Consider the following 17245-nt stretch of genomic DNA (forward strand, 5'->3'; position numbering starts at 1 on the left):
ACCGGTCTGCGCTTCGCTATCCGCGAAGGTGGCCGTACCGTGGGTTCGGGCGTGGTTGCCACCATCCTGGCCTAAGTACTGAATTAAGCATTAAGCGCCACAGGGGCGTAGCTCAATTGGCAGAGCGTCGGTCTCCAAAACCGAAGGTCGGGGGTTCGAGACCCTCCGCCCCTGCCAGCCCCCATTGATCACGGGTGCTGGGTTGTTGGTCCAAGCATCGGCCCGCGGGATTTGATCCCGGCGGGCTTTGCTGCTGATGGCTGCCTTGTTTTTCTGATTTGAGTTCGCGTTGATTTCAGGGCGAATATGCGTGTGAATGTCGGTGCCTTTTGGCTCGGCATGGAGTGAATCAATCAATGTCCAATCCTCAAGTTGAAACAGTGACGACCAGCGCCGACAAGGTGAAGCTGGGCGGCGCCGTGTTGTTGTTGGCTGCTGCCTTGGTGGCGTTTTACGCTCTGGCCAAGCAGGGTCCGGTGGCTCAGTGGGCTGCCTTGTTGGTTTTGTTGGCAGGCGCTGTGGCTGCTTTCTTTACCTCTGAGTCTGGCAAGTCCTTGATTGCTTATGGTCGCGACTCTTTGCGTGAAGTTCGCAAAGTTGTGTGGCCGACGCACAAGGAAGCGCGCCAGATGACGGGCTATGTGTTTGCCTTTGTCGTGGTGATGGCCTTGTTTCTGTGGCTGACGGACAAGACGCTGGAATGGGTGCTGTATGACCTGATCCTGGGCTGGAAGCGCTGATTTACTAGCCCGCTAAAGCCTGTCAACGCCCGCAAGGGCTTGTTCGCATTGAAGGATTGCAATGACTGAAGAGCTGCAAAGCATTGTCCCCACCGAAGCGGCCGCCGCGCCCGTCGGTCTGCCCAAGCGCTGGTATGTGGTTCACGCCTATTCCGGTATGGAAAAGGCGGTTGAGCGCAATCTGCGCGAGCGTATTGACCGCGCTGAAATGCAAGAGAAGTTCGGCCGTATTCTGGTTCCCACCGAAGAAGTGGTTGAGCTGAAGAATGGCAAGAAGGCTGTGACGGAACGCCGCTTTTTCCCTGGCTATGTGTTGGTGGAAATGGTCATGGACGACGACACTTGGCACTTGGTCAAGCACACCTCCAAGGTGACCGGTTTTGTGGGTGGCGCGAAGAATCGCCCGGCCCCCATCTCTGAGGCTGAGGTGATGAAGATCGTCAGCCAGATGCAAGAAGGCATCGAGAAGCCGCGGCCCAAGGTCGAGTGGATGGTTGGCGAGATCGTGCGTGTCAAGGAAGGCCCGTTCACGGACTTCAATGGCGCCATCGAGGACGTCAACTACGACAAGTCCAAGGTTCGCGTTTCGGTCACGATCTTCGGCCGTGCGACTCCCGTGGAGTTGGACTTCTCGCAAGTCGAGAAGGTCTAAGCGCCCGCCAGTTAAGGGTCTGACAGGGCCTGCGTTTGCCGCAAGGTGGGCGCATCCTGTCCGTAGTCAGTTCACAACGAGATGTGAACAAGAGGAGCAAGGGTATGTGGCATCGCGCTGCGAGCCCCTTGCGCTAGTACTCAGGGTTTGCGGCGAGGCTGCTGTGAACTCGGTTAGGAGAAATTATGGCCAAGAAAATTGTCGGCTTTATCAAGCTGCAAGTTGCGGCAGGCAAGGCTAACCCCTCGCCGCCAGTCGGTCCTGCGCTGGGTCAGCGCGGTCTGAACATCATGGAATTCTGCAAGGCGTTCAACGCTCAGACCCAAGGCCATGAGCCGGGTATGAAGTTGCCGGTGGTCATCACCGCCTACGCAGACAAGAGCTTCACCTTCGTCATCAAGTCGGCTCCTGCCACTGCGCTGATCAAGAAGTTGGCCAAGATCGACAAGGGTTCGCCACGTGCGCACCTGGACAAGGTCGGCAAGCTGACTCGCGCCCAGTTGGAAGAAATCGCCAAGATCAAGGTCAAGGACTTGACCGCTGCTGATCTGGACGCCGCTGTTCGTACGATTGCTGGTTCCGCTCGCTCGATGGGCGTGCTGGTGGAGGGTGTCTGAGATGGCAAAGCTGACTAAACGCCAAAAGGCCTTGCAAGGCAAGGTCGAGACCACCAAGCTGTATTCGCTGGGCGAAGCACTGGATCTGGTCAAGAGCCTGGCAACTGCCAAGTTCGACGAGTCCATCGACGTTGCTGTGCAACTGGGCGTGGATGCCAAGAAGTCTGACCAAGTCGTTCGCGGCGCGGTCGTGATGCCTCACGGTATCGGCAAGACCACACGCGTGGCCGTGTTCGCCCAAGGCGCCAAGGCTGAAGAAGCCAAGGCCGCCGGCGCTGACGTGGTTGGCATGGAAGACCTGGCAGAGCGCATCAAGGCTGGCGACATGCCTTTCGATGTGGTCATTGCCTCGCCTGACACGATGCGTATCGTTGGTACCCTGGGTCAAGTGCTGGGTCCTCGCGGCCTGATGCCTAACCCCAAGGTCGGCACCGTGACGCCTGACGTCGCTACTGCTGTCAAGAACGCCAAGGCTGGTCAAGTCCAGTTCCGCGTTGACAAGGGCGGCATCATTCACGGCACTCTGGGCCGTCGCTCGTTCGAGAACGACAAGCTGGAAGGCAACTTGCGCGCGCTGATCGAAGCGCTGAACAAGTCCAAGCCTGCTACCAGCAAGGGTGTCTACCTGCGCAAGGTTGCCATCTCCTCCACCATGGGCGTTGGCGCTCGTGTGGATGTCGGCAGCATCAACGCTCAGGCATCGGCCTAAGTTTGGAAATGAGGTGCAGCGCTAGTCTGGCTCTGTACTGATGAATTGGTGGGGCGAACCTGGCGCAAGCCGGGTTCGCGTCATCCAAGACCGTTGGTGTGGCGTCGCTTTTTAGTGGCGTTGCTTAATCGAAGGGTTGGTGCGAGCCGACTCGGAAGCCAGCGCAGATGGCGGTCCCGCTGTAAAGGTTTGAATTTTTGCGCTTCGCGAGAAGCGCGGAATGCTTGTCCTGGACAGAAGGTCGCTGAACCCGGGTGTGTTTGGAGCCGCAAGGCAAAGAACACGTTTTTTGTGAGGAGTAGACCTTGAGTCTCAATCGCAACGAGAAAGCAGCCGTCGTTACGGATGTGGCAGCCCAAGCGGCTAAGTCGCAGACCCTGGCGTTGGCCGAATACCGTGGCCTCACTGTGGAAGCCTTGAACAAGCTGCGCGTCGACGCACGTTCCAAGGGTGTCTATCTTCACGTGCTGAAGAACACCCTGGCACGTCGCGCTGTCGCCGGCACGCCGTTCGAAGCTGCTGCAGAGAGCATGGTCGGTCCGCTGATCTATGGCTTTTCTGAAGACGCTGTTGCAGCCGCAAAAGTCATCGCTGACTTTGCGAAAACCAACGACAAACTGATCATCAAGGGCGGCGCCTATGGCGGCAAGGCCCTCGACGCTAACGGCATCAAGGCCTTGGCATCTGTGCCCAGCAAGGAAGTCCTGCTGGCCCAGTTGTTGGGTCTCATGCAGTCGCCCGTCTCGCGCTTCGCGCGTGTCGTGGCCGCTGTGGCCGAGCAGCGTGGCGCCCCGGCAGAAGCCGCGGTTGCCGAAGAAGCTGCTCCTGCAGCTTGATCATCAGCAAACAACCAATCTATCTAGGAGCCTCAAATGGCATTCGATAAAGACGCATTCATCACCGCCCTGGACGCAATGACCGTTCTGGAACTCAACGACCTGGTCAAGGCCATCGAAGAGAAGTTCGGCGTGTCCGCCGCTGCTATGGCTGCTCCTGCAGCTGGTGGCGCTGCTGCTGGTGCAGCCGCTGCTGAAGAGCAGACCGAGTTCAACGTCATCCTGGCTGACGTCGGCGCCAACAAGGTGTCCGTCATTAAGGCTGTCCGCGAAATCACCGGCCTGGGCCTGAAGGAAGCTAAGGACCTGGTTGACGCCGCTCCTAAGGCTGTCAAGGAAGGCGTGTCCAAGGCTGACGCCGACGCCGCCAAGAAGAAGCTGGAAGAAGCCGGCGCCAAGGTCGACGTCAAGTAATTTTGACAGCAGGTGCAGGGCGGTTCCGGCCGCCAGCACTTGCCGGCTGGGTCATGCGACCGGGTTGCTCAGAAGTTTCAGCGCGCCTGACGAGGTAGTTGAAAAAGAGGGTAGCCAACAACGGTGGCGAATGACTGATAAAGGGGTGACCTTCGGGTCTCCCCTTTTAGCGTTTGAAGGTCAAATTAGTTCGAGGATAGTTGAAAGCCTCGCGCGGTGTATCATGCGCGGTTCTTTCAAGTGTTCTCTGATCCGACTGCAGAGAGCCGGTTTGGTCGGACCCAGGTGCAATGCCTGGGTTGTCCGCCAGCGATTGGTAGTGGCCAATCACCAAGCGTCGAGCCCTCCGTCCTGGAGTGGGTTCGGAAAGCCAGTCGCCGACGAAGCCTGTTCCACGGCCAGGGACGGGCTCTCGACACGGAGTGTTTATGGCGCAAGCAACCCCCTATAGCTATACCGAGCGCAAGCGAATTCGCAAGAGTTTCGGCAAGCGTGAGAGCGTTCTCAACGTTCCCTATCTGTTGACCATGCAGAAGGAGGCATATGTCGCCTTCTTGCAAAAGGATGTACCCGCTGCAAAGCGCAAGGCCGAAGGCCTGCAGGCAGCATTCTTGTCCGCGTTCCCGATTGTTTCGCACAACGGTTTCGTGGAAATGAAGTTCCTCGAGTACAACATTGCCAAGCCCCCGTTTGACACTCGCGAGTGCCAACAACGTGGCTTGACTTATGCAGCCGCCGTGCGCGCGCGCCTGCAAATGATCATTTACGACCGTGAATCGCCCCAGGCGAAGACCGTCAAGGAGATCAAGGAACAAGAGGTCTACATGGGCGAAGTGCCCCTGATGACCGACTACGGTTCCTTCATTGTCAATGGCACCGAGCGTGTCATCGTCTCCCAGTTGCACCGTTCGCCCGGCGTGTTCTTTGAACACGACAAGGGCAAGACCCACTCGTCCGGCAAGCTGCTGTTCTCGGCCCGCATCATTCCTTACCGCGGTTCCTGGTTGGACTTCGAGTTTGACGCCAAGGACATCTTGTTCTTCCGCGTTGACCGTCGTCGCAAGATGCCCGTCACCATTCTGCTCAAGGCCATCGGCCTGAACCCCGAGCAGATCCTGGCCCACTTCTTCGTCTTCGACAACTTCCGTCTGATGGACGCGGGTGCGCAGATGGAATTCGTGGCAGACCGCCTGAAGGGTGAAGTCGCTCGCTTTGACCTGACCGACAAGAGCGGCACCGTCATCGTCGAAAAAGACAAGCGCATCACCGCGCGTCATGTGCGTCAGATGGAGCAGTCGGGCACCCAGCACGTCACCGTGCCGGAAGACTTCCTGCTCGGCCGCGTCTTGGCCAAGAACATGGTCGACGGCGACACCGGCGAAATCATTGCCAAGGCCAACGAAGAGCTGACCGACGCGCTGCTGAAGAAGCTGCGCCAGGCTGGCATCAAAGACATCCAGTGCTTGTTCACCAACGAGCTGGATGAAGGTGCTTACATCAGCCAGACCCTGGGCGCTGACGAAACCAGCGACCAGCTGGCTGCGCGCGTGGCCATCTATCGCATGATGCGCCCCGGCGAGCCGCCGACGGAAGATGCCGTCGAGGCCCTGTTCAACCGCCTGTTCTACAGCGCAGACACCTACGATCTGTCGCGCGTCGGCCGGATGAAGTTCAATGCCCGTGCGGGCCGCGACACGCCCGAAGGCGCCATGACCTTGTCGAACGAGGACGTCCTGGACGTCGTCAAGATCTTGGTCGAGCTGCGCAATGGCCGCGGCGAAGTCGATGACATTGACCATTTGGGCAATCGTCGCGTGCGTTGCGTGGGCGAACTGGCTGAGAACCAGTACCGCTCGGGTCTGGCTCGTATCGAGAAGGCCGTTAAGGAGCGTCTGGGCCAGGCCGAGACCGAAGCCCTGATGCCGCATGACCTGATCAACTCCAAGCCGATCTCTGCGGCCCTGAAGGAGTTCTTCGGTGCATCGCAGCTGTCGCAGTTCATGGACCAGACCAACCCGCTGTCGGAAATCACGCACAAGCGTCGTGTTTCCGCCCTTGGCCCGGGTGGTTTGACCCGCGAGCGCGCTGGCTTTGAAGTCCGTGACGTGCACCCCACCCACTATGGTCGTGTCTGCCCAATCGAAACGCCTGAAGGCCCGAACATTGGTCTGATCAACTCCTTGGCTCTGTACGCACAGCTGAACGAGTACGGCTTCCTGGAAACGCCTTACCGTCGCGTTGTCGACGGCAAGGTGACGACCCAGATCGACTACCTGTCGGCCATCGAAGAAGGCAAGTACGTCATTGCGCAGGCGAATGCTTCGCTGAGCAAGGACGGCGAGCTGATCGACGAGCTGGTGTCGGCCCGTGAAAACGGCGAATCGGTGCTGACCTCGCCCGAGCGCATCCAGTACATGGACGTGGCGCCTACGCAGATCGTGTCGGTTGCAGCATCGCTGGTGCCCTTCCTGGAGCACGACGATGCGAACCGCGCATTGATGGGCGCCAACATGCAGCGTCAGGCTGTGCCAATCCTGCGTCCTGAAAAGGCCATGGTCGGTACCGGCGTTGAGCGCGTGGCGGCTAAGGACTCGGGCACGGTCGTGGCGGCTCGCCGCGGCGGTATCGTTGACTACGTGGACACGAACCGTATCGTGATTCGCGTGCGTGACGAAGAAACCGTGGCTGGTGAAGTCGGCGTCGACATCTACAACCTGATCAAGTATCAGCGTTCGAACCAGAACACCAACATCCATCAGCGCCCCATCGTGCGCCGTGGTGACAAGGTGGCTGCTGAGGACATCATTGCTGACGGTGCATCCACCGACATCGGTGAGTTGGCGCTGGGCCAGAACATGCTGGTCGCCTTCATGCCCTGGAACGGTTACAACTTCGAGGACTCGATCCTGATCTCGGAGCGTGTCATTGCTGAAGACCGTTACACCTCGATCCACATCGAGGAACTGGTGGTCAACGCGCGTGACACTAAGCTGGGCAGCGAAGAAATCACCCGCGACATCCCCAACCTGTCCGAGCAGCAATTGGCTCGCCTGGACGAGTCGGGCATCGTCTACGTCGGTGCTGAAGTCAATCCTGGCGACGTGCTGGTTGGCAAGGTCACGCCTAAGGGCGAGACCACGCTGACGCCGGAAGAGAAGCTGCTGCGCGCCATCTTCGGCGAGAAGGCTTCCGACGTGAAAGACACGTCCCTGCGTGTCGACCAAGGCACCTCGGGCACCGTCATCGACGTGCAAGTCTTCACCCGTGAAGGCATCCAGCGTGACAAGCGCGCTCAGCAGATCATTGACGATGAGCTGAAGCGTTTCCGCCTGGACCTGAACGACCAGCTGCGTATTGTTGAGGCTGACGCCTTTGACCGTATCGAGAAGCTGCTGAACGGCCGAGTGGCCAACGGCGGCCCGCAGAAGATCGCCAAGGGCACGGTCATTGACAAGGCCTATCTGGCCGGCGTCGAGAAGTTCCACTGGTTCGACATCCGTCCCGCCGAGGACGAAGTCGCCAACCAGCTGGAATCGATCAAGAACTCGCTGGAACAGACTCGCCACAGCTTCGACCTGGCTTTTGAAGAAAAGCGCAAGAAGTTGACGCAAGGTGATGAGCTGCCTGCTGGCGTGCTGAAGATGGTCAAGGTCTACCTGGCCGTCAAGCGTCGCCTGCAGCCTGGTGACAAGATGGCCGGCCGTCACGGTAACAAGGGCGTGGTGTCCAAGATCGCTCCGATCGAAGACATGCCTTATATGGCCGACGGCACACCTGCTGACATCGTGTTGAACCCGCTGGGCGTGCCTTCGCGGATGAACGTGGGTCAGGTGCTGGAAGTTCACTTGGGCTGGGCCGGTAAGGGCATTGGCCAGCGCATCGGCGACATGCTGCAGGAACACGCTCGCGTGGCCGAACTGCGCAAGTTCTTCGACGAGCTGTACAACCAGCACGGCGGCAAGACCGAGCATCTGGAAGACCTGAGCGACGACGAAATCGTCGAAATGGCCCACAACCTGCGCAACGGCGTGCCTTTCGCGACCCCGGTGTTCGATGGTGCCAAGGAAGACGAAATCCGCGCCATGCTGAAGCTGGCTTACCCGGACGACATCGCCGCCAAGAAGGGCCTGACCGCTTCGCGCACCCAGGCTTATCTGTCGGATGGCCGCAGCGGCGAGCGCTTCGAGCGCCCGACCACGGTGGGCTATATGCACGTGCTGAAGCTGCACCACTTGGTGGACGACAAGATGCACGCCCGTTCGACCGGCCCCTACAGCTTGGTCACCCAGCAGCCGCTGGGTGGTAAGGCTCAGTTCGGTGGCCAGCGTTTCGGTGAGATGGAAGTGTGGGCGCTGGAAGCTTATGGCGCCTCCTACATCCTGCAGGAAATGCTGACCGTCAAGTCCGATGACGTGAATGGCCGTACCAAGGTGTACGAATCCATCGTCAAGGGTGAGCACACCATCGAAGCCGGCATGCCGGAATCGTTCAACGTGCTGGTCAAGGAAATCCGGTCGCTGGGTATTGATATCGAGTTGGAGAGGAACTAACAGCCTTGCGGGACAGACCCGCCGACGCGCCGCAGGCGCACGGCTGCTCTGTCCCCAACAAGCTAGACGTTCTTCGCACCCAACCACAAATTAGGAGAAGCCATGAAAGGCTTACTGGACCTGTTCAAGCAGTTCACACCGGATGAACACTTCGACGCGATCAAGATCGGGCTGGCATCGCCCGAGAAGATTCGCTCGTGGTCATTCGGCGAAGTGAAGAAGCCCGAGACCATCAACTACCGCACGTTCAAGCCCGAGCGTGACGGTCTGTTCTGCGCCAAGATCTTCGGCCCCATTAAGGACTACGAGTGCTTGTGCGGCAAGTACAAGCGCCTGAAGCATCGCGGCGTGATCTGCGAGAAGTGCGGCGTTGAAGTCACACAGACCAAGGTTCGCCGTGACCGCATGGGTCACATCGACCTGGCCGCGCCTTGCGCCCACATCTGGTTCCTGAAGTCGCTGCCTTCGCGTCTGGGCCTGGTGCTGGACATGACGCTGCGCGACATCGAACGCGTGCTGTACTTTGAAGCGTATGTGGTCGTCGATCCAGGCATGACCCCGCTGAAGAAGTTCTCGATCATGACCGAGGACGACTACGACGCGAAGCGCCTGGAATTCGGTGACGAGTTCATTGCGCTGATGGGTGCCGAAGGCGTCAAGAAGTTGCTGGAAGACATGGATCTCGACATCGAGATCGATCGTCTGCGCAACGACATGACCGGCTCCGAGCTCAAGGTCAAGAAGAACTCCAAGCGCCTCAAGGTCATGGAAGCCTTCAAGCGTTCGGGCATCAAGCCGAACTGGATGGTGCTGGAAGTGCTGCCCGTGCTGCCGCCGGACCTGCGTCCGCTGGTGCCGTTGGACGGCGGCCGCTTCGCGACCTCCGACCTGAACGATCTGTATCGTCGCGTCATCAACCGTAACAACCGTCTGGCTCGTCTGCTGGAGTTGAAGGCTCCTGAGATCATCGTGCGCAACGAAAAGCGCATGTTGCAAGAAGCCGTGGACTCGCTGCTGGACAACGGTCGTCGCGGCAAGGCCATGACCGGTGCGAACAAGCGTGCCCTCAAGTCGCTGGCCGACATGATCAAGGGTAAGTCGGGTCGTTTCCGTCAGAACTTGCTGGGTAAGCGCGTCGACTATTCCGGTCGTTCGGTGATTACCGTGGGCCCAACGCTCAAATTGCATCAGTGCGGCCTGCCCAAGCTGATGGCCCTGGAGCTGTTCAAGCCTTTCATCTTCTCGCGCCTCGAAGCCATGGGCATCGCGACGACGATCAAGGCCGCCAAGAAGGAAGTCGAATCCGGCACCCCCGTGGTCTGGGACATCCTGGAAGAGGTCATCAAGGAGCATCCGGTTCTGCTGAACCGTGCGCCTACGCTGCACCGCCTGGGTATTCAGGCTTTCGAGCCCGTGCTGATTGAAGGCAAGGCGATTCAGTTGCACCCACTCGTTTGCTCGGCCTTCAACGCCGACTTCGACGGTGACCAGATGGCCGTTCACATCCCGCTGTCGATCGAAGCACAGATGGAAGCCCGCACGCTGATGCTGGCCTCTAACAACGTGCTGTTCCCGGCCTCCGGCGAACCGTCGATCGTGCCGTCGCAAGACGTGGTGCTGGGTCTGTACTACGCGACCCGCGAACGCATCAACGGCAAGGGTGAGGGCATGGTCTTCTCGGACATCTCCGAGCTGATCCGTGCGTTGGAAAACGGCGCCGTGGAAATCACCGCCCGCGTCAATGTGCGCATGGTGCATTACACCAAGGGTGCTGAGCCGGGCGAGTGGATCCCTGAAGTCAAGCTGACCAGCACGACGGTGGGCCGCGCACTGCTGAGCGAAATCCTGCCCAAGGGCTTGCCGTTCGCGAACATTGACAAGGCGCTGAAGAAGAAAGAAATCTCGCGCCTGATCAATACCTCCTTCCGCAAGTGCGGTCTGAAGGAAACCGTGGTGTTGGCCGACAAGCTGCTGCAAAGCGGTTTCCGTCTGGCCACGCGCGCCGGTATCTCGATCGCGATTGACGACATGTTGGTGCCGCCCGAGAAGCCTGTTCTGATCGCTCGCGCCGAGCAAGAAGTCAAGGAAATCGAGCAGCAGTACATCTCCGGTCTGGTGACAGCCGGCGAGCGCTATAACAAGGTGGTGGACATCTGGGGCAAGACCGGCGACGAAGTCGGCAAGGTCATGATGAGCCAGCTGTCCAAGCAGAAGACGACCGACCGTCACGGCAAGGAAGTGGATCAGGAGTCCTTCAACTCCATCTACATGATGGCCGACTCCGGCGCCCGCGGTTCCGCGGCCCAGATTCGCCAGCTGTCCGGTATGCGCGGTTTGATGGCCAAGCCTGACGGCTCCATCATTGAGACGCCTATTACGGCCAACTTCCGCGAAGGCCTGAACGTTCTGCAGTACTTCATTTCCACCCACGGTGCTCGTAAGGGTCTGGCGGATACGGCTTTGAAGACAGCGAACTCGGGTTACCTGACTCGTCGTCTGGTGGACGTGACGCAAGACTTGGTGGTGATCGAGGACGATTGCGGTACCGACAACGGCCTGGCCATGCGTGCCCTGGTTGAAGGCGGTGAAGTGATCGAATCCCTGCGCGACCGCGTGCTGGGCCGTGTCACTGCCATCGAGGTGCTGCACCCCGAGACGCAAGCCGTGCTGCTGCCTCCCAAGACCATGCTGGACGAAGACGTCCTGGACATGCTGGAAGCTGCCGGCGTGGACGAGGTCAAGGTTCGTACGCCGCTGACTTGCGCCACTCGCTTCGGCCTGTGCGCCCATTGCTACGGTCGCGATCTGGGCCGCGGTGGTCTGGTCAACACCGGTGAAGCTGTCGGCGTGATCGCTGCGCAGTCGATCGGTGAGCCAGGTACACAGCTGACCATGCGTACCTTCCACATCGGTGGTGCGGCTTCGCGTGCGGCAGTGGCTTCGAGCGTCGATGCCAAGTCGGAAGGCTTGATCGGCTTCAACGCCACCATGCGTTACGTGACCAATGGCAAGGGCGAGTTGGTGGTGATTAGCCGTTCCGGCGAAATCATCATTGCCGACCCGCACGGCCGTGAGCGTGAGCGTCACAAGGTGCCGTACGGCGCCATCCTGAGCATCAAGCCGGACCAGGCCATCAAGGCTGGCACCATCTTGGCCAATTGGGATCCGCTGACCCGCCCCATCATTACCGAATTCGCCGGTACGGCGAAGTTCGAGAACGTGGAAGAGGGCGTCACCGTGGCCAAGCAGGTCGACGAAGTGACCGGCTTGTCGACCCTGGTGGTGATCGATCCGAAGCGCCGTGGCGCCGCCAAGATCATCCGTCCGCAGATCAAGCTGCTGGATGTGAACGGCAATGAGGTGAAGATCCCTGGCACCGACCACTCGGTGACCATCGGCTTCCCCGTGGGCTCGCTGATTCAGGTGCGCGATGGCCAGGAACTGGCTCCCGGCGAAGTGCTGGCACGTATCCCGATGGAAGGCCAGAAGACTCGAGACATTACCGGCGGTCTGCCGCGCGTGGCTGAGTTGTTCGAAGCCCGTTCGCCCAAGGATGTCGGCATCCTGGCCGAGCAAACCGGTACGGTGTCATTCGGTAAGGAGACCAAGGGCAAGATTCGCCTGGAAATCACCGACCCGGACGGCAAGAAGCACGAAGAGCTGGTGCCCAAGGAAAAGAACATCTTGGTGCACGAAGGCCAAGTGGTCAACCGCGGCGAATTGATTGTGGACGGCTCTGCCGATCCGCAGGACATCCTGCGCCTGCTGGGTATCGAAGAGCTGGCTCGCTACATCGTCGACGAAGTTCAGGACGTGTATCGCTTGCAGGGCGTGAAGATCAACGACAAGCACATCGAGGTGATCGTTCGCCAGATGCTGCGCCGCGTGCAAATCACCAACTCTGGCGATTCGTCCTACATCATCAACGAGCAAGTGGAACGCTCGGAGCTGCTGGACACCAACGACCGTCTGCGTAAGGAAGGCAAGATGATTGCCACCCACTCGGACGTGCTGATGGGTATCACCAAGGCTTCGCTGTCGACCGATTCCTTCATCTCTGCGGCTTCCTTCCAGGAAACCACCCGCGTGCTGACCGAGGCTGCCATCATGGGCAAGCGCGACGAACTGCGCGGCCTGAAGGAAAACGTCATCGTGGGTCGTTTGATCCCTGCTGGTACCGGCATGGCCTTCCACCGCGCCCGCTACGCCAAAGAGAAGATGGACGACGCCGAGCGCCGCGCCATTGCTCAGCAAGAAGCCGAGGAATTGGCTTCCGCACAAATGGCCAGCGTGGATGCTGGACAAGAAGGCGCAGCCGAATAAGCTTCGGTAGTGCTGGAAAGCAAAAGGCCACCTTCGGGTGGCCTTTTTTATGGCTTTGGCGAAAGGGTGGCTTTTAGGTGCTGCTCGGCCCAGCGTTCCGGCGTGAGGATTTCCACCCCGAAGGCGCGCGCCCGTTTGGCCAGCGCCAAAACCGCCCGGTCGCGCGAAATCAGCCAGCGCGCCTTGGCTTCAACCGCCAGATCGATGAACATCTGGTCATCCGGATCACGGCAAATCAGGCGCACGGCACGTGGCGGCACTTGGCTTGCCATGCTGCAATACTGGCCAAAGCTGGCGCTCACTTGCGCCGGATCGGGGGCGTAGCTGGCCGCCACACCGCGGCCCAAGACGTGCAAGATCTCATCCCGCATGGCGGGCTGCCCCAGCCAGCGCAGGCGCCCGCTGCTCACTTCGGCGACCAGCAACTGCACGCGCGCATCGTTAAAGACCAGCCAGTCCATCACGACTTGGGTGTCGATCACCACAGTAGGCGGGGGTGATGTGGAAGGGCAGGGCGCAGTTGGCGTGTTGGGCATGGGCTTGGTGGCGGCGAAAAGCCGCCGAAAATTACGGAAAATTGCGGAAAAGCCGACAAGAATACCTGCAGCAGCCCATGTCAGAAGGGCGAATCGCCGCACCGCTTGTGCCTTTTCAGTGATCTGGTCTACAATCACAGGCTCTTCGGTGGGCCTTGCTGCGCATTTCGCGCGCGGTCACGAATTTTGATCTGGCGGGCATTCGTGCCTTCACCAGTTAGACCGGATTTCACTCCGGCCAGCCTCTCAAGCCTTGAGACAAGATTTTTAGGTCAGCTCATCCTGAGCCTCGCCGCCGAAGCGTGTGACTTCAAACGGGAACAAGTTACTTATGCCAACCATCAATCAACTCGTGCGCCACGGTCGTGAGACCGAGGTCACGAAATCCAAATCGCCAGCGATGCAGGGTTGCCCCCAGCGTCGTGGCGTGTGCACTCGCGTGTACACCACCACTCCTAAGAAGCCTAACTCGGCCCTGCGTAAGGTTGCCAAGGTTCGTCTGACGAACGGTTTCGAAGTCATTTCCTACATCGGCGGCGAAGGCCACAATCTGCAAGAACACAGCGTTGTGCTGGTTCGCGGCGGCCGGGTGAAGGACTTGCCTGGTGTGCGTTACCACATCGTGCGCGGTTCGCTGGACTTGCAAGGCGTGAAAGACCGCAAGCAGTCGCGTTCCAAGTACGGCGCGAAGCGTCCGAAGAACAAGTAAGAGTTGTCACGCGCAAGCACTATGCTCGCGCAAGATATTTAGCGGTTTGTGTCTGAGGCGAACGCCCCGGCAGCAACCGAGTAAGTGGGTAGCCCCAAACAGAGCCCTGGCTCTTGGTGGATATCCAGCGGTACGGATCTTTGGTCCCTACCAACTGAAGCAAGAGGAAGAATCCCATGCCACGTCGTCGCGAAGTACCCAAGCGGGACATCCTGCCTGATCCTAAGTTCGGTAATGTCGATCTGTCCAAGTTCATGAACGTCATCATGGAATCGGGCAAGAAGGCTGTTGCAGAGCGCATCATCTACGGTGCCCTGGAACAAGTCGAAAAGAAGGTTGGCAAGGACCCCCTGGAAGTGTTCCTGGTCGCCTTGAACAACGTCAAGCCAATGGTCGAAGTGAAGTCACGCCGCGTTGGCGGTGCGAACTACCAAGTTCCCGTGGAAGTTCGTCCTGTCCGCCGTATGGCTTTGGCCATGCGTTGGCTGAAAGAATCGGCCCGCAAGCGTGGTGAAAAGTCCATGTCGCAGCGTTTGGCCAATGAGTTGCTCGAGGCCGCAGAAGGCCGCGGCGGCGCCATGAAGAAGCGTGACGAAGTTCACCGCATGGCAGAAGCCAACAAGGCCTTCTCGCACTTCCGCTTCTAAACTAGTTCGATTCAGCCGCCTCGGGTTATTACTGACCCGTTGGCGGCTCCTGCCTTTTTGGAGTGACATCATGGCACGCAAGACCCCCATCGAGCGCTACCGCAATATCGGTATCTCGGCGCACATCGACGCTGGCAAAACCACGACGACCGAGCGGATCCTCTTCTACACCGGTGTGAACCACAAAATCGGTGAAGTGCATGATGGCGCCGCCACCATGGACTGGATGGAGCAGGAGCAAGAGCGCGGCATCACCATTACTTCCGCAGCAACGACCTGCTTCTGGAAGGGCATGGACGCGAGCCGCCTTGAGCATCGCATCAACATCATTGACACCCCCGGCCACGTGGACTTCACCATTGAGGTGGAGCGTTCCATGCGCGTGCTGGACGGCGCCTGCATGGTCTATTGCGCCGTGGGTGGCGTGCAGCCGCAGTCGGAAACCGTCTGGCGTCAAGCCAACAAGTACAAAGTGCCGCGTCTGGCCTTTGTCAACAAGATGGACCGCACTGGCGCCAACTTCTACAAAGTCGTTGACCAGATGAAGGCTCGCCTGAAGGCGAACCCGGTTCCCGTCGTGCTGCCGATCGGCGCCGAAGAAAACTTCAAGGGCGTGATCGACCTGATCGTCATGAAGGCGATCTACTGGGACGAAGCTTCCCAGGGCATGAAGTTCGACTACCGCGAGATCCCTGCTGAGTTGCTGGCAGAAGCTCAAAAGTGGCGTGACAACTTGGTTGAGGCTGCCGCCGAAGCCAACGAAGACATGATGAACAAGTACCTGGAAACCGGTGAGCTCAGCGAAGCTGAAATCATGCAGGGCATCCGTACGCGTACTCTGGCTGCCGAAATCCAGCCGATGTTCTGCGGTACCGCGTTCAAGAACAAGGGCGTGCAGCGCATGCTGGACGGCGTCCTGGACTTCATGCCTTCGCCGATCGACGTTCCTCCCGTGCCTGGCACCGACGAAGATGACCTGCCGGTGACGCGTGACGCCTCCGACTCGGCCAAGTTCTCGGCTCTGGCTTTCAAGCTGATGACCGACCCCTACGTCGGTCAGCTGACTTTCGTGCGCGTTTACTCCGGCGTGCTGAAGTCGGGCGACTCGGTTTACAACCCGATTCGTGGCAAGAAAGAGCGTATCGGCCGTATCTTGCAGATGCACGCCAACCAGCGCGAAGAAATCTCGGAAATTCTGGCCGGCGACATCGCTGCATGCGTGGGCTTGAAGGACGTGACCACAGGCGAAACCCTGTGCGATCCCGAGTCGATCATCACCTTGGAAAAGATGGTGTTCCCTGAGCCTGTGATTTCGCAGGCTGTGGAACCCAAGACCAAGGCTGACCAGGAAAAGATGGGTATCGCCCTGGGCCGTCTGGCTAAGGAAGATCCTTCTTTCCGCCTGCGTACCGACGAAGAATCGGGCCAGACCATCATTTCCGGCATGGGCGAGTTGCACCTGGAAATTATTGTCGACCGCATGAAGCGTGAGTTCGGCGTGGAAGCCAACGTGGGCAAGCCGCAAGTGGCTTACCGCGAAACCATCCGCAAGACCGCAACCGACGTCGAAGGCAAGTTCGTTCGCCAGTCCGGTGGTAAGGGTCAGTACGGCCACGTGGTTCTGACGGTTGAGCCGCAAGAGCCGGGCAAGGGCTTCGAGTTCGTCGACGCCATCAAGGGCGGTGTGGTTCCTCGCGAATTCATCCCCGCGGTTGAGAAGGGCGTCATCGACAGCCTGCCTAACGGCGTGCTGGCAGGCTTCCCCGTGGTTGACGTCAAGGTCACACTGACCTTCGGTTCGTACCACGAAGTTGACTCGAACGAAAACGCCTTCAAGATGGCCGCTTCGATGGGCTTCAAGGAAGGCTGCCGTAAGGCTTCGCCGGTGATCCTGGAGCCGATGATGGCCGTGGAAGTTGAAACGCCTGAAGACTACGCCGGTAACGTGATGGGCGACCTGTCCAGCCGTCGCGGTATGGTTCAAGGTATGGACGACATGGTCGGCGGCGGCAAGGTCATCAAGGCCGAAGTCCCGTTGTCGGAAATGTTCGGCTACTCGACGACCCTGCGTTCCGCAACGCAAGGCCGCGCTACGTACACCATGGAGTTCAAGCACTACAGCGAAGCTCCTAAGAACGTGGCTGAAGCCATCATTACCGCTCGCGGTAAGTAAAGTCTTGGGGTTGGATCCGCGCAGCGGCTCCGACCCCACTGATTGAGCTGGGGTTGGGCCTGCGTAGTAGATCTGGTCCCTCCTCCTGAGTTGGGCTGAGGTTTATCGCCTTGCTTCACTCACTTCATTTGAATCGTCTTCGTGAGGCTCTTCCCGTTTGCCAGTCGGCGGGAAATCAAGAGTGCACGGAAACGCTAAACCCTCAGACTGGCGACATGTTCTTTTTGGAGCAATAGCAATGGCAAAGAGTAAATTTGAGCGCACCAAGCCGCACGTCAACGTCGGCACCATCGGTCACGTTGACCATGGCAAGACCACGCTGACGGCTGCAATCGCAAC

14 protein-coding genes and 1 tRNA gene are annotated in these 17245 nt (G+C 59.3%); 14 read left to right on the forward strand and 1 reads right to left on the reverse strand.

The window, feature by feature from the left end:
• The 10 genes from AABB87_RS22800 to rpoC all read left to right on the forward strand — a co-directional run.
• Positions 1 to 75, forward strand: a 75-nt coding sequence (locus AABB87_RS22800) for an EF-Tu C-terminal domain-related protein (protein WP_445944904.1), incomplete at its 5' end; no start/stop codon positions are given.
• Between the two features lie 26 nt (positions 76 to 101).
• Positions 102 to 177, forward strand: a tRNA-Trp gene (locus AABB87_RS22805).
• 179 nt (positions 178 to 356) lie between these two features.
• Positions 357 to 740 (forward strand): preprotein translocase subunit SecE, encoded by a 384-nt coding sequence (secE, locus tag AABB87_RS22810; protein ID WP_058721889.1) that lies wholly within the window; start codon positions 357 to 359, stop codon positions 738 to 740.
• A gap of 61 nt (positions 741 to 801) precedes the next feature.
• Positions 802 to 1392 (forward strand): transcription termination/antitermination protein NusG, encoded by a 591-nt coding sequence (nusG, locus tag AABB87_RS22815; protein ID WP_058721890.1) that lies wholly within the window; start codon positions 802 to 804, stop codon positions 1390 to 1392.
• A 185-nt stretch (positions 1393 to 1577) separates the two neighbouring features.
• Positions 1578 to 2009 carry a 50S ribosomal protein L11 gene (rplK, locus tag AABB87_RS22820; RefSeq protein ID WP_058721891.1) on the forward strand — a complete coding sequence of 144 codons (432 nt, stop codon included), beginning with the start codon at positions 1578 to 1580 and terminating at the stop codon, positions 2007 to 2009.
• 1 nt (position 2010) lies between these two features.
• A complete protein-coding gene (rplA, locus tag AABB87_RS22825; protein WP_058721892.1) occupies positions 2011 to 2718 on the forward strand; it encodes a 50S ribosomal protein L1 in 708 nt (235 codons plus the stop codon).
• A gap of 305 nt (positions 2719 to 3023) precedes the next feature.
• Complete coding sequence (rplJ, locus tag AABB87_RS22830) at positions 3024 to 3554, forward strand: 50S ribosomal protein L10 (protein WP_058721893.1); 531 nt, start codon at positions 3024 to 3026, stop codon at positions 3552 to 3554.
• Between the two features lie 36 nt (positions 3555 to 3590).
• Positions 3591 to 3968: a 50S ribosomal protein L7/L12 gene (rplL, locus tag AABB87_RS22835; protein WP_058721894.1), complete on the forward strand. Its 378-nt coding sequence runs from the start codon at positions 3591 to 3593 to the stop codon at positions 3966 to 3968.
• Positions 3969 to 4396: 428 nt separating this feature from the next.
• Positions 4397 to 8518 (forward strand): DNA-directed RNA polymerase subunit beta, encoded by a 4122-nt coding sequence (rpoB, locus tag AABB87_RS22840; RefSeq protein WP_058721895.1) that lies wholly within the window; start codon positions 4397 to 4399, stop codon positions 8516 to 8518.
• A gap of 102 nt (positions 8519 to 8620) precedes the next feature.
• Positions 8621 to 12841: a DNA-directed RNA polymerase subunit beta' gene (gene rpoC / locus AABB87_RS22845; protein ID WP_058721896.1), complete on the forward strand. Its 4221-nt coding sequence runs from the start codon at positions 8621 to 8623 to the stop codon at positions 12839 to 12841.
• A 47-nt stretch (positions 12842 to 12888) separates the two neighbouring features.
• On the opposite strand, the gene AABB87_RS22850 is transcribed toward rpoC, so the two are convergent.
• Complete coding sequence (locus AABB87_RS22850) at positions 12889 to 13377, reverse strand: putative toxin-antitoxin system toxin component, PIN family (protein WP_341973581.1); 489 nt, start codon at positions 13375 to 13377, stop codon at positions 12889 to 12891.
• 331 nt (positions 13378 to 13708) lie between these two features.
• On the opposite strand from AABB87_RS22850, the gene rpsL reads away from it, so the two are divergent.
• The 4 genes from rpsL to AABB87_RS22870 form a co-directional block, all read left to right on the forward strand.
• Positions 13709 to 14086 carry a 30S ribosomal protein S12 gene (gene rpsL / locus AABB87_RS22855; RefSeq protein WP_058721899.1) on the forward strand — a complete coding sequence of 126 codons (378 nt, stop codon included), beginning with the start codon at positions 13709 to 13711 and terminating at the stop codon, positions 14084 to 14086.
• A gap of 176 nt (positions 14087 to 14262) precedes the next feature.
• Positions 14263 to 14733, forward strand: a complete 471-nt coding sequence (gene rpsG, locus AABB87_RS22860; protein ID WP_058721900.1) for a 30S ribosomal protein S7 — start codon at positions 14263 to 14265, stop codon at positions 14731 to 14733.
• Positions 14734 to 14803: 70 nt separating this feature from the next.
• The gene (gene fusA / locus AABB87_RS22865) at positions 14804 to 16906 is read left to right on the forward strand and encodes an elongation factor G (RefSeq protein ID WP_058721901.1); all 2103 of its coding nucleotides are present in this window, start codon (positions 14804 to 14806) and stop codon (positions 16904 to 16906) included.
• 238 nt (positions 16907 to 17144) lie between these two features.
• Positions 17145 to 17245 (forward strand): GTP-binding protein (locus AABB87_RS22870; RefSeq protein WP_341972101.1); only part of this gene is annotated, 101 nt, incomplete at its 3' end.

Origin of the sequence: Roseateles sp. PN1, assembly GCF_038419725.1 — a bacterium.
GTDB lineage: Bacteria > Pseudomonadota > Gammaproteobacteria > Burkholderiales > Burkholderiaceae_C > Paucibacter_A.

Coding starts and splice junctions, on each gene's coding strand:
- secE (WP_058721889.1), top strand. CDS start 357: ATGTCCAATCCTCAAGTTGAAACAGTGACGACCAGCGCCGACAAGGTG.
- nusG (WP_058721890.1), top strand. CDS start 802: ATGACTGAAGAGCTGCAAAGCATTGTCCCCACCGAAGCGGCCGCCGCG.
- rplK (WP_058721891.1), top strand. CDS start 1,578: ATGGCCAAGAAAATTGTCGGCTTTATCAAGCTGCAAGTTGCGGCAGGC.
- rplA (WP_058721892.1), top strand. CDS start 2,011: ATGGCAAAGCTGACTAAACGCCAAAAGGCCTTGCAAGGCAAGGTCGAG.
- rplL (WP_058721894.1), top strand. CDS start 3,591: ATGGCATTCGATAAAGACGCATTCATCACCGCCCTGGACGCAATGACC.
- rpoB (WP_058721895.1), top strand. CDS start 4,397: ATGGCGCAAGCAACCCCCTATAGCTATACCGAGCGCAAGCGAATTCGC.
- rpoC (WP_058721896.1), top strand. CDS start 8,621: ATGAAAGGCTTACTGGACCTGTTCAAGCAGTTCACACCGGATGAACAC.
- AABB87_RS22850 (WP_341973581.1), bottom strand. CDS start 13,377: ATGCCCAACACGCCAACTGCGCCCTGCCCTTCCACATCACCCCCGCCT.
- rpsL (WP_058721899.1), top strand. CDS start 13,709: ATGCCAACCATCAATCAACTCGTGCGCCACGGTCGTGAGACCGAGGTC.
- rpsG (WP_058721900.1), top strand. CDS start 14,263: ATGCCACGTCGTCGCGAAGTACCCAAGCGGGACATCCTGCCTGATCCT.
- fusA (WP_058721901.1), top strand. CDS start 14,804: ATGGCACGCAAGACCCCCATCGAGCGCTACCGCAATATCGGTATCTCG.